The organism is Streptomyces sp. R44, from assembly GCF_041053105.1.
Lineage (GTDB): Bacteria > Actinomycetota > Actinomycetes > Streptomycetales > Streptomycetaceae > Streptomyces.
Window position 1 is genome coordinate 5662205 of the sequence record NZ_CP163444.1, and the last position, 19393, is coordinate 5681597.

The window sequence follows — 19393 nt, forward strand, 5'->3', positions numbered from 1 at the left end:
CCTGCTCCGCATGGTCCCGTAAGGTTGGGTTCACCGACGCGGGGTGGAGCAGCTCGGTAGCTCGCTGGGCTCATAACCCAGAGGTCGCAGGTTCAAATCCTGTCCCCGCTACTCAGTAGCACGAAGGCCCGGATCCAGTCACTGGATCCGGGCCTTCGTCGTCTGCGCGTGCCCGGGGTCCGAAGTCGTATGGCGCGCGTACCGGGGTACGAAGAAGCCCCCGCCGCGGGCGGGGGCTTGTTCTCAGGCGGTCGTGGCGCAGCTCGGGCAGATGCCCCGGTAGGTGACCTCGACGTTCGAGATCGTGAAGCCGAAGCGCTCGGTGTCCGGGAGGTCGGCAAGGGGGTCGCCGGCCGGGTGCACGTCGCGGATCGCGCCGCAGCGGCCGCAGACCAGGTGCTGGTGGGGCCGGTGGGCGTTGGGGTCGTACCGCTTGGCGCGTCCGTCGGTCGCGACCTCGATGACCTCGCCGAGGGTGACCATCTCGCCCAGCGTGTTGTACACGGTCGCGCGCGAGATCTCCGGCAGCCTCGTCACGGCGCGCGCGTGCACCTCGTCGGCGGTCAGGTGTACGTGGTCCCCGTCGAGGACCTCGGCCACGACACGCCGCTGCGCGGTCATCCGCCAGCCGCGTCCGCGCAGTCGTTCCAACAGGTCACTCATGAGGCCAGCCTAACAGTCGGGGGAGCGGAGTCCCGAACGGGTGCGACTTTAGATGTCTCCTTGACTTAGATAATGTCTATTGTAGGCTCAGATCCAGAACAGGACAGGCCGTACAAGACGCAGGAGGCGCACGTGACGCAGGGACCGCTCACCACGGAGGCCGGGGCTCCGGTCGCCGACAACCAGAACAGCGAGACCGCGGGCATCGGCGGTCCGGTCCTCGTCCAGGACCAGCTCCTCCTGGAGAAGCTCGCCCACTTCAACCGTGAGCGCATCCCGGAGCGCGTGGTCCACGCGCGCGGTGCGGGCGCCTACGGCACCTTCACGGTGACCCGTGACGTCACGCGGTGGACGCGCGCGAAGTTCCTCTCCGAGGTCGGCAAGGAGACCGAGACCTTCCTGCGCTTCTCCACCGTCGCGGGCAACCTCGGCGCGGCGGACGCGGTGCGCGACCCCCGCGGCTGGGCGCTGAAGTTCTACACCGAAGAGGGCAACTACGACCTCGTCGGCAACAACACCCCGGTGTTCTTCATCAAGGACGCCATCAAGTTCCCCGACTTCATCCACACCCAGAAGCGCGACCCGTACACGGGCTCGCAGGAGGCGGACAACGTCTGGGACTTCTGGGGCCTCTCCCCGGAGTCGACCCACCAGGTCACCTGGCTCTTCGGCGACCGCGGCATCCCCGCCTCGTACCGCCACATGAACGGCTACGGCTCGCACACGTTCCAGTGGAACAACGAGGCCGGCGAGGTCTTCTGGGTCAAGTACCACTTCAAGACCGACCAGGGCATCAAGAACCTCACCCAGGACGAGGCCAACCGCCTCGCCGGCGAGGACCCGGACTCGCACCAGCGCGACCTGCGCGAGGCCATCGAGCGCGGCGACTTCCCGAGCTGGACCGTGCAGGTCCAGATCATGCCCGCGGCCGACGCGGCGAACTACCGCTTCAACCCCTTCGACCTCACCAAGGTCTGGCCGCACGAGGACTACCCGCCGATCGAGATCGGCAAGCTGGAGCTCAACCGGAACCCGGAGAACATCTTCGCCGAGGTCGAGCAGTCGATCTTCAGCCCCGCGCACTTCGTGCCGGGCATCGGCCCCTCCCCGGACAAGATGCTCCAGGGTCGTCTCTTCGCGTACGGCGACGCCCACCGCTACCGCGTCGGCATCAACGCCGACCACCTTCCGGTGAACCGCCCGCACGCCACCGAGGCGCGCACCAACTCCCGTGACGGCTACCTCTACGACGGCCGCCACAAGGGCGCGAAGAACTACGAGCCGAACAGCTTCGGCGGCCCGCACCAGACGGACCGGCCGCTCTGGGCCGGCTCCGCGGTCACCGGCGTCACCGGCGACCACGCCGCCCCCTCGCACGCCGAGGACGACGACTTCGTGCAGGCGGGCAACCTCTACCGCCTGATGTCCGAGGACGAGAAGGGCCGTCTCGTCGGGAACCTGGCCGGCTTCATCGCCAAGGTCTCGCGCGACGACATCGCCGAGCGGGCGATCGGCAACTTCCGCCAGGCGGACGGTGACTTCGGCAAGCGGCTGGAGGCCGCGGTCCAGGCCCTGCGCGGCTGAGGGCGCTTGCCGTAGGTGGAGAGCGGGCCGGGATTCCGTACGGAGTCCGGCCCGCTCTCGCGTACTCAGCGGGCGACGCTGTGCACCGGGATCCAGCAGCGGATGATGTCGCGCACGGAGACGATGCCGACGGGGCCCCGGTCGTCGAGCACGACGAGGTGGCGGAAGCCGCCGTGCGTCATGGCCTCGGCCGCCTCCGCCAGGGTCCAACCGGGTGCGGCGAAGACGACGTCACGGGTGGTGTGGGAGCCGGCCGTCTCCCGGTCGGGGTCCTGGTCGCGGGCGAGGGAGTTGAGGATGTCGCGCTCGGTGATGATGCCGAGGCCGCCGGCATCGGTGTCGAGGACGATGGCCGCGCCGACGCGGCGCGCCGCCATCAGCCGGGCTGCCTGTCGGAGGGTGTGGGCGGGGCCGATGGTGAGGACCACGGTGCTCATGGCGTCACGGACGAGCATGGACGGAGCCACCTCCTTGGTGAATTCTTCAACGAGAAGAGATTCACAAGTTCACAAGCGGGGGGACTCTCAGAGTGGCACCGGGGCGAGAGGTCGACAAGGGGGCGCGCGAGGCGCCCCCCGGTAGCGCCCGGGGCGCTCAGCCCTGCGCGCTCTCCTGGTTGAGGTAGCTCAGCAGCTCGCCGTGGAGCAGGCCGTTCGACGCCGCCGCGTTCCCGCTGTGCGGGCCGTGTCGTCCGTCCAGGCCCGTGTACGTGCCACCGGCCTCCTGGACCACGATCGCGACCGCGGCCATGTCCCACAGCGACAGCTCCGGCTCCGCGCAGATGTCCACGGAACCCTCCGCGACCATCATGTACGGCCAGAAGTCGCCGTACGCCCGGGTCCGCCAGCACGCGCGCGTGAGGTCGAGGAAACCGTCGAGGCGGCCCCGCTCCTCCCAGCCGCTCAGCGAGGAGTACGCGAACGAGGCGTCCGCCAGGCGGCCGACCTTCGACACGCCGATCCGGGTCGCCGAGGCCAGGCTGCGGCCCGTGTACGCGCCGAGGCCCTTCGCCGCCCACCAGCGCCGGCCGAGCGCCGGGGCGGACACCACGCCGACCACCGGCTGGAACCCGGTCTCCCCGGCCTCCATCAGAGAGATCAGGGTCGCCCAGACCGGCACCCCGCGCACGTAGTTCTTGGTGCCGTCGATCGGGTCGATCACCCAGCGGCGCGGGCCCGTGCCCTCCACGCCGTACTCCTCGCCGAGGATCGCGTCGCGCGGCCTCGCGCGCTGGAGCTGTCCGCGGATCAGCTCCTCCGCCGCCTTGTCGGCCTCGCTCACCGGAGTCATGTCCGGCTTCGTCTCGACCTTGAGGTCGAGCGCCTGGAATCGGTCCATGGTGGCCGCGTCGGCGGCATCCGCGAGGACGTGGGCGAGACGCAGATCATCGTGGTAGTCGGCCATGGTCGGCACTCTATCCCCGAGGCCGGAGGCGGCGCGGAACCGTCCACCGCGGCCCTTGACACGCCCCGTACGCCTGTCGACCCTGAGCGGAGAACCGTTCCCTCCCGGAGGTGAGGATGGCGAACGCCCGCGAGGCCCTGCTCGACGCCGCGCTCGCCGCGCTCGCGCACCGCCCCTGGTCCGCCGTGCGGATGGCCGACCTGGCGGCCTCCGCCCGGGTCTCCCGGCAGACCCTCTACAACGAGTTCGGCTCCAAGGAGGGGCTGGCCCGCGCCCTCGTACGGAGAGAGGCGGACGCCTACCTCCAGGGCGTCCGGCACCTGCTCGCCTCGCCGGCCCCGCCCGAGCGGAAGCTCGTCGCCGTCGCCGAGTGGATCGTCGCCCGCGCCGCCGTCCGCCCGATCCTGCGGGCCCTGCTCACCGGCGCCTGGAACGAGCGGCTGCCCCAGCCCCGGCCGGTCCGCCCCGGCGCCCGGCTCGCCCCCGTACCCGCCCAGCGGCGCGCCGACGCCGGCCCGCCCGCACCCGGCGAGCTCGTGGCCGAGGCCGCGGCCGCGGCCGGGGAGCAGTGGGCGGCCGGCTGCGAACTCGCCCTACGGATCGCCCTGAGCCACGTCGTCGCACCGGTCCTGCCTGTGCCCCCTCAGTGCGCCGAGCCGGAGAGCTGGAGTCCGATGACCCCCACGATCACCAGGCTGATGGAGACGATCTTGAGCGTGGAGACCAGGTCGCCGAGGAAGACCATCCCGTAGATCGCCGTCCCGGCCGCGCCGATCCCCGTCCACACCGCGTACGCCGGCCCCACGTCGAGCTTCCGCAGCGCGAGGGTGAGGAGACCGAAGCTGCCGAGGGCGAAGGCCGCGAAGGCGATGGTCGGCCAGAGCCGGGTGAAACCGTGCGAGAGCTTCAGACAGACCGCGAAGCCCGTCTCCAGGATCCCCGCGATCACCACCAGCAGCCACGCCATCGTCAGTGCCTCCCACGCCGTCGGTGACTGCTTCGTCTCACTTCGTGTGATTATGCACTTACCGGCAGCGAGCGGGCGTAAACGCCGGCGGCTCAGTCGCCCTCGCGTCGCTCCCGGGTCGCGAGCAGCCGCCGCAGCGAGAACAGCCGCGCCGGATCGGCGTGCCCCTCCGCCACGAACGCGTCGAGCGCGCAGTCCGGCTCGTCGTGGCTGCAGGCGCGCGGACAGTTCTCCGTGCCCGGTTCCAGGTCGGGGAAGGCGTGGATGACCCGGGACGGGTCGACGTGGTGCAGACCGAAGGAGCGCACGCCGGGGGTGTCGATGACCCAGCCGCCCTCCTTGTCGTTCAGCGGCAGGGCAAGCGCCGAGGTCGTGGTGTGCCGGCCGCGGCCCGTGACCGCGTTGACCACACCCGTCGTACGCCGCCGGTCCGCCGGGACCAGGGCGTTCACCAGGGTCGTCTTGCCGACGCCGGAGTGGCCGACGAACGCCGTGGTGCGGCCCTTGAGGTGCTCGTGGACCCGCTCGGCGGCGACCCCGTCGACGAACTCGTCGCGGGTGGTCACCACGTGGGGGACGCCCAGCGCGCCGTACATCTCCAGAAGGTCGTCCGCCGGGGCCAGGTCGGACTTGGTCAGCACGAGCAGCGGGGAGAGCCCGCCGTCGTACGCCGCCACCAGACAGCGGTCGATCAGCCGGGGGCGCGGCTCCGGGTCGGCGAGCGCGGTGACGATCGCCAGCTGGTCGGCGTTGGCGACGACCACCCGCTCGAACGGGTCGTCGTCGTCGGCCGTGCGCCGGAGCACCGAGCTGCGCTCGCCGATCCGCACGATCCGGGCCAGCGTGTCCTTCTCGCCGGAGAGGTCGCCGACGAGGGAGACCCGGTCGCCGACGACGGCGGCCTTGCGGCCCAGCTCGCGCGCCTTCATCGCGGTCACCATGCGGTCCTCGACCAGACAGGTGAGCCGGCCCCGGTCGACGGTGAGGACCATGCCCTCGACGGCGTCCTCGTGCTTCGGGCGGATGGTGGTGCGGGGACGGGTGCCCTTGCGGTTGGGCCGCTGGCGGATGTCGTCCTCGTCGGTGTGCTTGCCGTAGCGCCGCATGGTCAGACCCCGAGCATTTCGGTCCACATCGTCGGGAAGTCCGGCAAGGTCTTCGCCGTCGTCGCCACGTCCTCGATCTCCACGCCCTCGACGGCGAGGCCGATGATCGCGCCCGCCGTCGCCATGCGGTGGTCGTGGTACGTGTGGAAGACGCCGCCGTGCAGCGGGCGCGGGCGGATGTGGAGGCCGTCCTCGGTCTCGGTCACGTCGCCGCCGAGCTCGTTGATCTCCTTGGTGAGCGCCGCGAGCCGGTCCGTCTCGTGCAGCCGCAGATGGGCGACCCCGCGCAGGGTGGAGGGGGAGTCGGCGAGGGCCGCGACCGCCGCGATGCCGGGGGTCAGCTCGCCGACCTCGCCCAGGTCCACGTCGATGCCGTGGATCCGGCCCGTGCCGGTGAAGGTGAGACCCGCGTCGGTGAGCTCGCAGGAGCCACCCATCTCGGTGAAGATCCGGCGCAGCTCGTCGCCCGGCTGGGTGGTCCGCTCCGGCCAGTCGGGGATCGTCACCCGGCCGCCGGTCACCAGGGCCGCCGCCAGGAACGGCTGCGCGTTCGACAGATCGGGCTCGACGACCAGGTCCCGGCCGCGCAGCGCGGAGGGCGCCACCCGCCACACGTTCGGCTCGCCGCCGTGCTCCGGCTCGTCGACCCGGGCACCGACCGCGCGCAGCATGTCGACCGTCATCCGGATGTGGGGGAGCGAGGGGAGCCGGCTGCCCACGTGCCGCACCTCGACGCCCTGGTTGAAGCGGGGCGCGGAGAGCAGCAGGGCGCTGACGAACTGGGAGGACGAGGAGGCGTCGATCTCGACCGTGCCGCCGTCCAGGCCCCCGGCGCCGTGCACGGTCATCGGGAGCGCGCCCCGGCTCTCGTCGTCGATCCGGGCGCCGAGCGCGCGCAGCGCGTCGATCACACCGTGCAGCGGGCGCTCGTGGGAGCGGGGGTCGCCGTCGAAGCGCACCGGGCCGTCGGCGAGCGCCGCGACCGGGGGCAGGAAGCGCATGACCGTGCCGGCGTTGCCGACGTCGACGGTCGCCGGGCCGCGCAGCGGGGAGGGGATGATCCGCCAGGCCTCGCCGGAGCCGTCGGGGCCCACGCCTTCCTCGATCTTCACGCCGAGGGTACGGAGCGCCTCGGCCATCAGGAGGGTGTCGCGGGAGCGCAGCGGGCGGCGCAGCCAGCCCGGCTCGGCGGCGAGCGCGGCGAGGACGAGGGCGCGGTTGGTGACCGACTTGGATCCGGGCACGGTGACGGTCGCGTCGACGGCGCCGCTCGCATACGGGGCGGGCCAGAGGTCGGTGGGCGGGTCGGTGTGCGTCGCGGAAGCTGCTGCGGTCATGGACTCACTGTACGGGGGAGTCAGAAGCCCAGGAGCCAGCGACCGCCGCCGATCAGGGCGGATATCGCGACCGTGTGGAAGAAGAGGAGCCACACCCCGGCGGGCACGTGGGTGAGCCGCGAGAGCTGGTCGGCGTCCGAGTCGGGGGCGCCGCCGTGGCGCCGCTTCCGCTGGAGCTCGAAGGCGGGCCGGACGCCGCCGAGCAGCAGGAACCAGACCACCGCGTACGCGAACACGGACTGGACCTCGGGGCCGGCCAGCCAGGAGACGAGGACGAAGGAGGCGCCCGTCAGGACGACGGTGAGGACCCCGTACGCGTTGCGGACCATCACGAGCAGCGCGAGCAGCAGCGCGGTCGCGCTCCACAGCAGCAGGGTGACGTGGCCGGTGCCGAGCAGGGCGGCGCCGCCGAGGCCGAGCAGCGAGGCCGCCGGATAGCCGGCGGCGAGGGTGAGGACCACGCCGAGGCCGGTCGGGTTGCCCCGGGTCACGGTCAGTCCGCTGGTGTCCGAGTGCAGCCGGATCGCCTCCAGGCGACGGCCGGCGGCGAGCGCGACGAGTCCGTGGCCGCCCTCGTGGGCGATGGTGATCGCGTTGCGGGCCAGGAGCCAGGGCCGCCGGAGCACGACCAGGGCCAGGGCGCACACGGCCGTGACGTAGACGGTCCACTCGGTGGGAGCGGGCTGGGTGCCGAGGATCTCGGTCATTTCGCGGACGGCTCCTCGGTCGGGTTCGGGAACGTGGCAGTGTGGCACGCATGTGCGGACGGTTTGCATCGAGTCGGCGGCCCGAGGACCTCGTCGAGGCCTTCGGCATCGAGAAGTGGGAGCCGGAGGAGGCCCTGGCCCCCGACTGGAACGTGGCCCCGACCAAAGAGGTCTGGGCCGTTCTGGAGCGTCCTCTGAAAGACGCCGGATCCCGCCGGCCGGTTCGCCAGCTCCGCGCGCTGAAATGGGGGCTCGTCCCGTCCTGGGCGAAGTCGCCCGAGGGCGCCGCCCGGATGATCAACGCGCGCGCGGAGACCGTCGACGAGAAGCCCTCCTTCAAGCGCGCCTTCCAGTCGCGCCGGTGCATCCTGCCCGCCGACGGCTACTACGAGTGGGTGACCGGGTCCGCCGAGCGCGACCTGGAGGTCGAGGGGAAGAAGAAGCGGGCCCGCAAGCAGCCCTACTTCGTGACCCCGGTGGACGGCTCCGTCTTCGCGATGGCCGGGCTCTACGAGTTCTGGCGGGACGGCACCCTGCCGCCCGAGCACCCCGCCGCGTGGTGGGTGACCTGCTCGGTGGTCACCACGGAGGCCGAGACCGGCCCGCTCGGCGTCGCGCCCGCCGAGGGCCCGGCCTCGCTCGCCGAGATCCACCCCCGGATGCCGCTGATGCTGACCGAGGACCGCTGGGACGCCTGGCTCGACCCGGCGCGCACCGACCCCGAGGAGCTGCGCGGGCTGCTCGCCCCGCCGCCGGGCGGCCTGATGCGGGCCTACCCGGTCGCCACCGCCGTCAGCAACGTCCGCAACAACGGCCCCGAACTCCTCGCGGAACTCGCCGGACCGGAGGTCGGCACGCTCTTCTGAGCTCTTCGGAAGCTCTTCGGAAGCTCTTCGGACAGGATGGGGACGTGACACAGTACGAGACCGTTCCCACCGACGCCGGTGAGGCGCGCATCACCTGGCACGCGGGCACGAAGCCGTGGGCCGTGCTCGCCCTCGGCCACGGCGCCGGCGGCGGCGTCGAGGCCCGCGACCTCCAGGCCCTCGCCGGCGCACTGCCCGCGAAGGGCGTGACCGTCGCCCTCGTCGAGCAGCCCTGGCGGGTCGCCGGCAAGAAGGTCGCCCCCGCCCCGAAGACCCTCGACACCGGCTGGCGCGGCCTCTGGCCGGCCCTCGCCGAGCCCGGCCTCCCGGTGATCGCGGGCGGCCGCAGCGCCGGCGCCCGCGTCGCCTGCCGCACCGGGCGGGAACTCGGCGCGCTCGCCGTCCTCGCCCTGAGCTTCCCGCTCCACCCGCCGGGCAAGCCCGAGAAGTCCCGCGCCGAGGAGCTCCTCGCCACCGGGCTGCCCACCCTCGTCGTCCAGGGCGGCAACGACCCCTTCGGGCGGCCCGAGGAGTACCCGGAAGGCCCGTACGAGCTCGTGGAGATCCCGTACGGCGACCACGGCTTCGCCCTCCCCAAGCGCGCGCCGCTCGGCCAGGACGAGGCCCTCGGGCTCCTGGCCGACGGGGTCGCCGAGTGGATCTCCGCACTCCGCTGATCTTCCCGCCGTTCCCGGGAATGTTGAGCGGGGGACCACTGTTGTGGAGAGCGTCGGTGTGAGAGCAAGGAAGAGGGAGTCCGTCGTATGGGTATGACCATCTGCCCGGAGCGTGCGCAGGCCGCTGACCTCGACTGGACAGTGCTGCCCGCGCCCAAGGCCGCCCCTATTCGGGCGGCGGGCGGAGCGGTTCCTCGTCTATCCTCCGAAACGAGCGGGTCCGCCCTCGGGCTCGCCGCCGCGCTGGAGGAGGTGGGTCCGGTCACTGGGACCGACACAGGGACCGACGACGGCCCCGAGGAGACGACCGAGGAGCGCAACGCGCGCTTCGAGCGGGACGCCCTCGGCTACCTCGACCAGATGTACTCGGCCGCGCTCCGCATGACGCGGAACCCCGCGGACGCGGAGGACCTGGTGCAGGAGACCTATGCCAAGGCGTACGGCTCCTTCCACCAGTTCCGCGAGGGGACGAACCTCAAGGCCTGGCTCTACCGCATCCTCACGAACACCTTCATCAACTCGTACCGCAAGAAGCAGCGTGAGCCCCAGCGCAGCGCCGCCGAGGAGATCGAGGACTGGCAGCTCGCCCGCGCCGAGTCGCACATGTCGACCGGTCTGCGCTCCGCGGAGTCGCAGGCGCTCGACCACCTCCCCGACTCCGACGTGAAGGAAGCGCTCCAGGCAATTCCCGAGGAGTTCCGCATCGCCGTCTATCTCGCGGATGTCGAGGGCTTTGCGTACAAGGAGATCGCGGACATCATGGGGACACCCATCGGTACGGTGATGTCCCGACTGCACCGGGGCCGCCGCCAGCTGCGCGGCATGCTCGAGGACTACGCTCGCGACCGCGGGCTGGTACCCGCGGGCGCCGGAGAGTCGTCGAACGATCTGAAAGGCTCGGGCTCATGAGCTGCGGAGAGCCGCACGAGACGGATTGCTCAGAGGTCCTGGATCATCTCTACGAGTTCCTCGACCACGAGATGCCCGACAGTGACTGCACCAAGTTCGAGGTGCACTTCGAGGAGTGCTCCCCGTGCCTGGAGAAGTACGGCCTGGAGCAGGCGGTGAAGAAGCTCGTCAAGCGCTGCTGCGGCAGTGACGACGTCCCCACCGACCTGCGTGCCAAGGTCATGGGCCGGATCGACCTGATCCGCGCCGGACACCTGGTGCCCGAACAGGACATCACGGTGAGCGGCCCGACGACACCGGCCCCGCAGGAGTAGCACCCCTTCCCGTACGAGCCGTATCAGGGAAGCGAACGGCCGCCGCGAAGTTCTCGCGGCGGCCTCGCGCATATATCAGCTTGTATCACCCGATGGTGCGAATCACACGGAGCGCGCCGTCCCCGGCCGCCCAACTCGCTAGCGTGACCCGCGTGATGGGCGTGAACGTCATTCCACGAGCGGCCCGCGTGTACATCGGCTGCGCCCTGCTCGGCGCCGGCGCGTGCGCCCTGCCCGCGCTGCGCCCCGGCGCGCCCGTCCCCTGGGGCACGGTCGCGCTCCTCACCACCCTGTACGCGCTCTGCGAGCTGCCCGCCCGCTGCCGGCTCATCGGCCGCGCCCTCGGCGGCTCCGTCCCCATGGGCACCGGCTCCTTCTTCCCCGTGCTCCTCGCCGCCGCCCTGCTCCTGCCGCCCGCCGCCGCCGCCCTCACCGCGATCCCCGGCAGCCTCCTCGCCCGCGTCGAGGAACCCCCCGCCGCACCCCGCCGCGCCTGGCGGGCCGCCGCCACCGCCCTCGCCGTCTGGGCCGCCGCCCTGACCGCCGGCGCCCTCGGCGGCCCCACCGCCCTCGGCCACGGCCCGGACGCCCCCGACCTGCCGTACGCGCTGCTGCCCGCCGGAGCCGCCGCCCTCGCCTTCTGCCTGGCCCTCACCGCCCTCGACGGCGGCATCCGGGCCACCGCCGACGGACTGCCGCTCCGCGCCGCCTGGCGCGGCCTCCTCGGCCGCGCCCTCGCCCCGCACACCGTCCACGGACTCGCCGGACTGATGATGGCCGTCCTCTGGCGCAGCACGTACGGACCGGTCGCGGCGCTCTTCGTGGTGCTCCCCATGTACATCTCCTGCTGGGTCTTCGCCCAGTACCACCGCGAGCGCGCCGCCCACCAGGCCACCATCCGCGCCCTCGTCCAGGCCGTCGACATCAAGGACCGCTACACCCGCGGCCACAGCGAACGCGTCGGCCACGCCTCCGTCCTGATCGCCCGTGAGCTCGGCATGGCCGAGGACCGCCTCGACGTCGTCCGCTTCGCCGGCATCCTCCACGACGTCGGCAAACTCGGCGTGCCCACCCGGGTCCTCCGCAAGGACGGACCCCTCACCCCCGAGGAACGCCGGGTCATCGAACTGCACCCCGAGTACGGCCACGAGATGGTCCGCGGCATCGGCTTCCTCGGCGAGGCACGGGCCGCGATCCTCCACCACCACGAACGCATGGACGGCAGCGGCTACCCGTACGGGCTCCACGGCGAGCAGATCCCCGAATTCGCCCGGGTCGTCGCCGTCGCCGACGCCTTCGACGCCATGACCTCCACCCGCTGCTACAGCCGCGCCCGCCCGGTGCCCACCGCCCTCGCCGAACTGGAACGCTGCGCCGGCACCCAGTTCGACCCCCGCATGGTCACCGCCCTCGCCCAGGCCCTGGACCGGCACGGCTGGCAGCCCGCCGTCACCGCCGACGACACCACCACCCCCCAGCCCGAACAGGTGCCCCCACCGCGCGAGGCCACCCCCACCCCCGCCAAGGAGCCCGCGTGAGACCGGGGGCACTCACCGTCGGCGCCGTGCACGGCGCCGCCCTCCTCCTCGGCCTCACCGGCTTCGGCGCCACCCTCTGGCACGGCCTCGACGAACCCGGCAACGCCCTCGCCTTCGGCACCCTCATCGCCCTCGGCGAGCTCGCCCGCTGGGGCGCCGCGCCCGGCGAACGCGAACCCGCGCCGCTCGCCGCCGCCGGAGCCCTCGCGTACGCCCTCCTCGGCACCAGCGCCGGCACCGCCACCACCCACGGCGTCCTCCAGACCGTCGCCGTCGCCGTCGCCGCGGCCCTCGCCGGGATCGTCCCCCACATCGCCCGGGGCAGGGGCCCAGGACCCGACCACCTCGCCCGCCGCGTCCTCACCGTCGGCTTCGCCGCGCTCTGCTTCCAGCCCCTCTACAACTCCGGCGCCGTCACCGAGCACCTCGGCCAGGGCCCCGCGTACGCCCTCTTCCTCGCCCTCCTGCTCGTCCTGACCGCCCTGTGCGACGCCGTCCTCGCCGCCCTCGTCCTGCGCGCCCGCACCGGATTCCCGTACGGCCCCCTCCTCCGCGACGAACTCCGCGCCCTCCTCGGCATCGGCTCCGCCGTCTGCGCCACCGGCACCGTCATGGCGCTCGGCGTCGCCGCCGCCGGACTCTGGGCCCTGCCCGTGCTCGCCGTCCCCCTGCTGCTCACCCAGGTCTCCTTCCGGCGGTACGCGGCCGTGCGGACCGTCAACCGGCAGACCATCGCCTCCCTCGCCCGCGCCACCGAGATCGCCGGCTGCACCCCGCCCGGCCACGCCCGCCGGGTCGCCGCCCTCAGCGCGGCCGTCGGCCGCGAGCTGGGCCTCTCCGGGACCGAGCTGGCCGTCCTGGAGCACGCGGCGCTCATGCACGACATCGGACAGCTCTCCCTCGTCGACCCGGTCGCCGGCGGCGCCACCGCCGTCCTGCCGGCCGAGGAGCAGCGCCGGATCGCCCTCCTGGGCGGCGAGGTCGTCCGCAGGACCGGCGTCCCCGAGGCCGTCGCCGTCGTCGTGGAGCGGCAGGCCGACCCGTACCGCGAGCAGCCGCCCGCCGCCCGGATCGTCCGGGCCGTGAACGCCTACGACGACCTCGCGGGCGACGGCGCGGGCGCCGCACTCGACGCCCTGGAGCGGCTCAGGCTCGGCACCGCCCGCGACTATCACCCGGATGTCGTCGAATGCCTGGCCAGGGTCCTGGCGCGGGGCGGAGCCACTGGGGTGACCTCCGCGGTCCCTGGGTAACCCATGGGTAATGAGCGCGCGTCCGACCGGGCATGGTTGGATGCGAACAAGAGGGTGAAGCGACCGGCAGGCGGGAATCGTGAAGATCTTCGGGAAGGTACGGCATCGGCCCTCCGCCTCGTGGCGGCAGGCCACCGACCGCGCGTTCACGCTGATCGGCGACGGCCGGTACGAGGACGCGGGCGCACTCCTGACGCGCGCGGCGGACCTGGAGCCCTGGCTCTCGGAGTCCTGGTTCAACCTGGCTCTGCTGCACAAGTTCCGGCACGACTGGGAGCAGGCGCGGGCCGCGGGCCTGCGGGCCGTCGCGCTGCTCGACAAGGAGACCGGCGCCCCCGACTGGTGGAACGTGGGCATCGCCGCCACCGCCCTCCAGGACTGGCCGCTGGCCCGCCGCGCCTGGCAGGCCTACGGCCTCAAGGTGCCCGGCGCCGCCGCCGGCACCGGTGAGCCCGCTGGCATGGAACTGGGCAGCGCCGCCGTCCGGCTCTCGCCCGAGGGCGAGGCGGAGGTCGTGTGGGGCCGCCGGCTGGACCCCGCCCGGATCGAGGTCCTCTCCATCCCGCTGCCGTCCTCCGGCCGCCGCTGGGGCGAGGTCGTCCTCCACGACGGCGTGCCGAACGGCGAGCGGACCACCACCGCCGGCCCCTCCTACCCCGTCTTCGACGAGATCGAGCTGTGGGCGCCCTCGCCGGTCCCCACCTGGGTGGTCCTCCTGGAGGCCGCCACCGAGGCCGACCGTGACGCCCTGGAGCAGCTCGCCGCCGAGGCCGGTTTCGCCGCCGAGGACTGGTCGTCCTCCGTACGGCTGCTCTGTCGCGCCTGCTCCGAGTCGACGATGCCGAGCGCCGAGGGCGAGGGCGAGCACTCCGACCCGCACGACCACAGCGAGCCCGGGCACCCCGGACCGCTCGGCCACCGCTCGCCCGGCGAGCTGTGGGTCCCCGAGCGGGAGTGCGGCATCGCGGCCCCCGCGGGCCTGGTGCGGGGGCTCCTGGACGGCTGGGTCGCGGACAGCCCGGACAGCCGGGAATGGCGCGATCTGGAAGAGGTCTGCTGAGGCCAGGGCCCCGGGCCCGTAGGCTGTCCCTCGACGGAATCGGGTTTTCAGAAGGGCGCGGCCGGACATGGCGCAGCAGGAGACGGACGAGCAGACGATCAACGACGGCTTCGTCGTGGACACGGAGGACTGCGAGGCGCGGGAGCTCGCCTACCGCGAGCGCGGCACGGCCCGCCCGATCACGGTCGTCGGCAACCCCGTCCTCCACCGCGAGTGCAAGGACGTCACCGAGTTCGACGACGAGCTGGCGAAGCTCATCGACGACATGTTCGCCAGCCAGAAGGCCGCCGAGGGCGTGGGCCTGGCCGCGAACCAGATCGGTGTGGACCTCAAGGTCTTCGTCTACGACTGCCCCGACGACGAGGGCGTCCGGCACACCGGTGTCGTGATCAACCCCGTCCTCCAGGAGCTCCCGGCCGAGCTGCGCGTCCTGGACGAGTCCAACGAGGGCTGCCTGTCCGTGCCGACGGCCTACGCCGAGCTGGCCCGCCCCGACTACGCGGAGGTCCACGGCCAGGACGCCCAGGGCAACCCGATCAAGGTGCGCGGCACCGGCTACTTCGCCCGCTGCCTCCAGCACGAGACGGACCACCTGTACGGCTTCCTCTACATCGACAAGCTCTCCAAGCGCGACCGCAAGGACGCCCTCCGCCAGATGGAAGAAGGCACCCCGCGCTACGAGACGGTCCCGAACGACTGAGCGCATGACGAAGGGCCCGCACTCCGAGGAGTGCGGGCCCTTCGTCGTACCGGCTAGAAGTCCTCGTCGAGGTCCACCGAGCCCTCGACCGCCACCTGGTAGGCGGACGGGCGGCGCTCGAAGAAGTTGGTCAGCTCCTGGACGCCCTGGAGCTCCATGAACGCGAACGGGTTCTCCGAGCCGTACACCGGCGGGAAGCCGAGGCGCTGCAGGCGCTGGTCGGCGACGCACTGGAGGTACTCGCGCATCGACTCGGTGTTCATGCCCGGCAGGCCGTCACCGCACAGGTCGCGGCCGAACTGAAGTTCCGCCTCGACGGCCTCCTTCAGCATGTCCGTGACCTGCTGCTGCAGCGCGTCGTCGAAGAGCTCCGGCTCCTCCTTGCGGACGGTGTCCACGACCTCGAAGGCGAAGTTCATGTGCATCGTCTCGTCGCGGAAGACCCAGTTGGTGCCGGTCGCCAGGCCGTGCAGGAGGCCGCGGGAGCGGAACCAGTAGACGTACGCGAAGGCGCCGTAGAAGAACAGGCCCTCGATGCACGCCGCGAAGCAGATCAGGTTCAGCAGGAAGCGGCGGCGGTCGGCGGCCGTCTCCAGCTTCTCGATCTTCTCGACCGAGTCCATCCACTTGAAGCAGAACTGCGCCTTCTCGCGGATCGACGGGATGTTCTCCACCGCGTCGAAGGCCGCCGCGCGGTCGTCCGGGTCGGGCAGGTACGTGTCCAGGAGCGTCAGATAGAACTGGACGTGGACCGCTTCCTCGAAGAGCTGGCGCGAGAGGTACAGGCGCGCTTCCGGGGAGTTGATGTGCTTGTACAGCGTCAGGACCAGGTTGTTCGCCACGATCGAGTCGCCCGTCGCGAAGAACGCGACCAGACGGCCGATCATGTGCTGCTCACCGGCGGTGAGCTTGGCGAGGTCGGCGACGTCCGAGTGGAGGTCGACCTCCTCCACGGTCCAGGTGTTCTTGATGGCGTCCCGGTAGCGCTCGTAGAAGTCCGGGTAGCGCATGGGGCGGAGCGTGAGCTCGAAGCCCGGGTCCAGGAGGTTCTTCTTCTCGGTACTCATTACTGGCAGGCCTCGCAGGACTCGGGGTTCTCAAGGGAGCAGGCGATCGCGTCCGCGTCGGGGGTCGCCTGCTGGACGGGGATCGGGGCGGCGGCCTGCGCGGCGCGGGCGATCCGGGTCGCCGGGCGGGAGCGCAGGTAGTACGTCGTCTTCAGGCCCTGCTTCCAGGCGTACGCGTACATCGACGACAGCTTGCCGATCGTCGGCGTCTCCATGAAGAGGTTCAGGGACTGCGACTGGTCCAGGAACGGGGTGCGCGCCGCCGCCATGTCGATGAGGCCGCGCTGCGGGATCTCCCAGGCCGTGCGGTACAGCTCGCGGACCTCCGCCGGGACCCAGGTGAAGCCGGCCACCGAGCCGTTGGAGTCGCGCAGCGCCTCGCGGGTCTGCGCGTCCCACACGCCGAGCTTCTTCAGCTCGTCGACGAGGTACGAGTTGACCTGGAGGAACTCGCCGGACAGCGTCTCGCGCTTGAACAGGTTGGAGACCTGCGGCTCGATGCACTCGTAGACGCCGGCGATCGAGGCGATCGTCGCCGTCGGGGCGATGGCGAGGAGGAGGCTGTTGCGCATGCCGGTGGAGGCGATGCGCGCCCGCAGGGCGGTCCAGCGCTCCGGCCAGTTCAGCTCCACGTCGTAGTGGTCCGGGTGCAGGACGCCCTGGGCGGTGCGGGTCTTGTCCCAGGCGGGGAGCGGGCCGCTGCGCTCGGCGAGGTCCGCGGAGGCCTCGTACGCCGCCAGCATGATCCGCTCGGCGATCTTCGTCGACAGGGCGCGGGCCTCGGCCGAGTCGAACGGCAGCTTCAGCTGGAAGAAGACGTCCTGGAGGCCCATGGCGCCCAGGCCGACCGGGCGCCACTTGGCGTTGGAGCGGCCCGCCTGCTCGGTCGGGTAGAAGTTGATGTCGACGACCCGGTCGAGGAAGGTGACGGCCGTGCGGACGGTCTCGTCCAGGCGCTCCCAGTCGATGTCCGAACCCGACACGAAGGAGCCCAGGTTGACCGAGCCCAGGTTGCAGACCGCCGTCTCGCCGTCGTTCGTGACCTCGATGATCTCGGTGCAGAGGTTCGAGGAGTGGACGACGGTGCCCGGCTCGGCCGTCTGGTTGGCCGTGCGGTTCGAGGCGTCCTTGAACGTCATCCAGCCGTTGCCGGTCTGCGCGAGGGTCCGCATCATCCGGCCGTACAGGTCGCGGGCCGGCATCGTCTTGCGGGCCAGGCCCGCCGCCTCGGCCTTGCGGTAGGCGGCGTCGAACTCCTCGCCGTACAGGTCGACGAGCTCGGGCACGTCCGAGGGGGAGAACAGCGACCACTCGGCGTCGGCGTTGACCCGGCGCATGAACTCGTCCGGGATCCAGTGCGCCAGGTTCAGGTTGTGCGTACGGCGCTGGTCCTCGCCCGTGTTGTCGCGGAGCTCCAGGAACTCCTCGATGTCCGCGTGCCAGGTCTCCAGGTAGACCGCGGCGGCGCCCTTGCGGCGGCCGCCCTGGTTCACGGCGGCGACGGAGGCGTCGAGGGTCTTGAGGAACGGCACGATGCCGTTGGAGTGCCCGTTGGTGCCGCGGATCAGCGAACCGCGGGCGCGGATGCGGGAGTACGAGAGGCCGATGCCGCCCGCGTGCTTCGAGAGGCGCGCGACCTGGTGGTAGCGGTCGTAGATGGAGTCCAGCTCGTCCTGCGGGGAGTCCAGGAGGTAGCAGGAGGACATCTGCGGGTGGCGGGTGCCGGAGTTGAAGAGCGTGGGGGAGGACGGGAGGTAGTCCAGGCGGCTCATCAGGCCGTAGAGCGCGCTCACTTCGTCCAGGGCGCGGGCCGTCTCGTCCTCGGCGAGGCCGCAGGCGACGCGCAGCATGAAGTGCTGCGGGGTCTCGATGACCTTGCGGGTGATCGGGTGGCGCAGCAGGTAGCGCGAGTAGAGGGTGCGCAGGCCGAAGTAGCCGAAGCGGTCGTCGCCGGCCGGGTCGATCGTGGCGTCGAGGCGGGCCGCGTGCAGTGCCACGAACTCGGCGGTGCGGTCGGCGATGAGCCCCTCGCGGTGACCGACGGCGACGGAGGCCGAGAAGTTCACGGCGCCCTGGCCGGCGGCCTCGTCGGCGATGGTGATGGTGAGGAGCCGGGCGGCGAGCCGGGAGTACGCGGGGTCCTCGGCGATCAGGCCGGCGGCCGCCTCGGTGGCCAGCTCGCGCAGCTCCGCCTCGTCCGACGTGGCGCTGCGGCCGCGGAGGGCGGCGGCGGCGACCTTGCCGGGGTCGGTGTCCGGGAGGTCGGCGGTGAGATCGGTCAGGGTCCGCAGGAGTACGGTCCCGGGGCCGTCGGTCTCGATCGCTGCGGCCGGATCGGCGGGCGCGATGGTCACGTGGGGGCTCTCCCTCGCTCGGCTCGGGGCCTCGGGCGGGAAGGCGGGCAGGCGGGCGCCCGTACACGTGGGCGCGCCGCGTCCACCGGCCCACTCCGCGAGGCCCGGACGTCTGTGACACCCGGAACGGACGGACCGGGTGCGCTGCCGGCAGGTCTTCGGACTCACCGCGTACGAATCCGCACGAAGCACACCGTTGCGGGACAGTTCCGGATTCGCGCCGGATTCCCCTGCGTCGACAGCGAGGATGAGCATACATGTGGGGGGCGCCGCTCGTGGCACCCCCCACATGTTGTGTCGGTCCCGGCGCTACAGCTCCAGGGCGTAGGTCCGCAGCGAGTGGTCGGGGATCGGTTCCCAGTCCCGCTCGGGGGTGCGGACGAAGCCGAGGCGCTCGTAGATCCGGTGCGCGGAGACCATCAGATCGGCCGTGGAGAGCACGAGACGCGCGCACCCGGGGAGGGCCCGCGCCCGGTCCACGCAGGCCCGTACGAGGGCTTCTCCGACGCCCCTGCCGCGGGCCTCGGGAGCGACCACGAGCATCCGGAACTCGGCCTCGCCGGCGACGGCGATGTCCGCCCAGGTCGTGCCGCCGGGGGCGAAGGTCACCCCGCCGATGATCCCGCCGTCGGCGTCGACGGCGACGAGCACCTCGCTCTCGCGCGCCCGCCGGGCCGTGTCGCGGAGGACGGCGAGGTAGAAGTCGTCCTCGCCGTGCAGCAGCAGCCCGTCATTCAGATAGGTGAACCCGGTGAGGTCACCGAGCGCCTCGTGCTCCTCGGGCCGTACCGCCCTGATCGTGAAGTCCATGGGAAGCAGTCTCCCTCTCGGGGTACGTGGACGGGCCCCGGGTCTCCTCGCGGAGATCCGGGGCCCGTTCACGGACG

Annotated in this window: 20 protein-coding genes, 1 tRNA gene and 1 riboswitch; of the genes, 11 read left to right on the forward strand and 10 right to left on the reverse strand. The window is 72.1% G+C overall.

The window, feature by feature from the left end; translation table 11 throughout:
- Positions 1–37: 37 nt before the first annotated feature.
- Positions 38–111: transfer RNA gene (locus tag AB5J54_RS26480), tRNA-Met, on the forward strand.
- Between the two features lie 132 nt (positions 112–243).
- Here AB5J54_RS26480 and AB5J54_RS26485 read toward each other — a convergent pair.
- Positions 244–663, reverse strand: a complete 420-nt coding sequence (locus tag AB5J54_RS26485) for a Fur family transcriptional regulator (protein WP_055641420.1) — start codon at positions 661–663, stop codon at positions 244–246.
- 72 nt (positions 664–735) lie between these two features.
- Between AB5J54_RS26485 and AB5J54_RS26490 the strand changes: the two genes are divergently transcribed.
- Complete coding sequence (locus tag AB5J54_RS26490) at positions 736–2247, forward strand: catalase (RefSeq protein WP_369146408.1); 1512 nt, start codon at positions 736–738, stop codon at positions 2245–2247.
- A 65-nt stretch (positions 2248–2312) separates the two neighbouring features.
- On the opposite strand, the gene AB5J54_RS26495 is transcribed toward AB5J54_RS26490, so the two are convergent.
- Both AB5J54_RS26495 and hisN read right to left on the reverse strand, forming a co-directional pair.
- Positions 2313–2702: a cyclic nucleotide-binding/CBS domain-containing protein gene (locus AB5J54_RS26495; RefSeq protein WP_369146409.1), complete on the reverse strand. Its 390-nt coding sequence runs from the start codon at positions 2700–2702 to the stop codon at positions 2313–2315.
- Between the two features lie 139 nt (positions 2703–2841).
- Positions 2842–3651, reverse strand: a complete 810-nt coding sequence (hisN, locus tag AB5J54_RS26500) for a histidinol-phosphatase (RefSeq protein WP_369146410.1) — start codon at positions 3649–3651, stop codon at positions 2842–2844.
- Positions 3652–3767: 116 nt separating this feature from the next.
- Here hisN and AB5J54_RS26505 point away from each other — a divergent pair, with 116 nt between their 5' ends.
- Entirely contained in the window at positions 3768–4403 is a 636-nt protein-coding gene (locus AB5J54_RS26505; RefSeq protein WP_369146411.1) for a TetR/AcrR family transcriptional regulator, read from the forward strand.
- Here AB5J54_RS26505 and AB5J54_RS26510 read toward each other — a convergent pair.
- The 4 genes from AB5J54_RS26510 to AB5J54_RS26525 form a co-directional block, all read right to left on the reverse strand.
- Positions 4295–4618, reverse strand: a complete 324-nt coding sequence (locus AB5J54_RS26510) for a multidrug efflux SMR transporter (protein ID WP_078908492.1) — start codon at positions 4616–4618, stop codon at positions 4295–4297. The two genes, AB5J54_RS26505 and AB5J54_RS26510, sit on opposite strands and share 109 nt — an antisense overlap.
- Positions 4619–4710: 92 nt before the next feature.
- Positions 4711–5724: a ribosome small subunit-dependent GTPase A gene (gene rsgA / locus AB5J54_RS26515; protein ID WP_369146412.1), complete on the reverse strand. Its 1014-nt coding sequence runs from the start codon at positions 5722–5724 to the stop codon at positions 4711–4713.
- A gap of 2 nt (positions 5725–5726) precedes the next feature.
- Positions 5727–7061: a 3-phosphoshikimate 1-carboxyvinyltransferase gene (gene aroA, locus AB5J54_RS26520; protein WP_369146413.1), complete on the reverse strand. Its 1335-nt coding sequence runs from the start codon at positions 7059–7061 to the stop codon at positions 5727–5729.
- A 20-nt stretch (positions 7062–7081) separates the two neighbouring features.
- Positions 7082–7768 (reverse strand): M50 family metallopeptidase, encoded by a 687-nt coding sequence (locus AB5J54_RS26525; RefSeq protein ID WP_369146414.1) that lies wholly within the window; start codon positions 7766–7768, stop codon positions 7082–7084.
- A 50-nt stretch (positions 7769–7818) separates the two neighbouring features.
- Here AB5J54_RS26525 and AB5J54_RS26530 point away from each other — a divergent pair, with 50 nt between their 5' ends.
- The 8 genes from AB5J54_RS26530 to def all read left to right on the forward strand — a co-directional run bounded on the left by AB5J54_RS26530 (position 7819) and on the right by def (position 15085).
- Entirely contained in the window at positions 7819–8634 is an 816-nt protein-coding gene (locus AB5J54_RS26530) for an SOS response-associated peptidase (RefSeq protein ID WP_369146415.1), read from the forward strand.
- 44 nt (positions 8635–8678) lie between these two features.
- The gene (locus tag AB5J54_RS26535; protein ID WP_369146416.1) at positions 8679–9311 is read left to right on the forward strand and encodes an alpha/beta family hydrolase; all 633 of its coding nucleotides are present in this window, start codon (positions 8679–8681) and stop codon (positions 9309–9311) included.
- Positions 9312–9563: 252 nt separating this feature from the next.
- Entirely contained in the window at positions 9564–10220 is a 657-nt protein-coding gene (locus AB5J54_RS26540) for a sigma-70 family RNA polymerase sigma factor (protein ID WP_030207302.1), read from the forward strand.
- Positions 10217–10534 (forward strand): mycothiol system anti-sigma-R factor, encoded by a 318-nt coding sequence (gene rsrA, locus AB5J54_RS26545; RefSeq protein WP_369146417.1) that lies wholly within the window; start codon positions 10217–10219, stop codon positions 10532–10534. Before AB5J54_RS26540 ends, rsrA begins: the two co-directional genes overlap by 4 nt.
- 161 nt (positions 10535–10695) lie before the next feature.
- Complete coding sequence (locus AB5J54_RS26550; RefSeq protein ID WP_369149461.1) at positions 10696–12072, forward strand: HD-GYP domain-containing protein; 1377 nt, start codon at positions 10696–10698, stop codon at positions 12070–12072.
- Positions 12069–13325 carry an HD-GYP domain-containing protein gene (locus AB5J54_RS26555; RefSeq protein WP_369146418.1) on the forward strand — a complete coding sequence of 419 codons (1257 nt, stop codon included), beginning with the start codon at positions 12069–12071 and terminating at the stop codon, positions 13323–13325. The genes AB5J54_RS26550 and AB5J54_RS26555 overlap by 4 nt, the downstream gene beginning before the upstream one ends.
- Positions 13326–13404: 79 nt before the next feature.
- Complete coding sequence (locus AB5J54_RS26560) at positions 13405–14385, forward strand: hypothetical protein (RefSeq protein ID WP_017236276.1); 981 nt, start codon at positions 13405–13407, stop codon at positions 14383–14385.
- Between the two features lie 67 nt (positions 14386–14452).
- Entirely contained in the window at positions 14453–15085 is a 633-nt protein-coding gene (gene def, locus AB5J54_RS26565; protein ID WP_369146419.1) for a peptide deformylase, read from the forward strand.
- 53 nt (positions 15086–15138) lie between these two features.
- On the opposite strand, the gene AB5J54_RS26570 is transcribed toward def, so the two are convergent.
- The 3 genes from AB5J54_RS26570 to AB5J54_RS26580 form a co-directional block, all read right to left on the reverse strand.
- Positions 15139–16152, reverse strand: coding sequence for a ribonucleotide-diphosphate reductase subunit beta (locus AB5J54_RS26570; protein WP_369146420.1), 1014 nt, complete (start codon positions 16150–16152; stop codon positions 15139–15141).
- Complete coding sequence (locus tag AB5J54_RS26575) at positions 16152–18506, reverse strand: ribonucleoside-diphosphate reductase subunit alpha (RefSeq protein WP_369146421.1); 2355 nt, start codon at positions 18504–18506, stop codon at positions 16152–16154. Before AB5J54_RS26575 ends, AB5J54_RS26570 begins: the two co-directional genes overlap by 1 nt.
- A 131-nt stretch (positions 18507–18637) precedes the next feature.
- A riboswitch (cobalamin riboswitch) is annotated at positions 18638–18768 on the reverse strand.
- A 47-nt stretch (positions 18769–18815) separates the two neighbouring features.
- The gene (locus AB5J54_RS26580) at positions 18816–19316 is read right to left on the reverse strand and encodes a GNAT family N-acetyltransferase (RefSeq protein WP_369146422.1); all 501 of its coding nucleotides are present in this window, start codon (positions 19314–19316) and stop codon (positions 18816–18818) included.
- Positions 19317–19393: the final 77 nt, after the last annotated feature.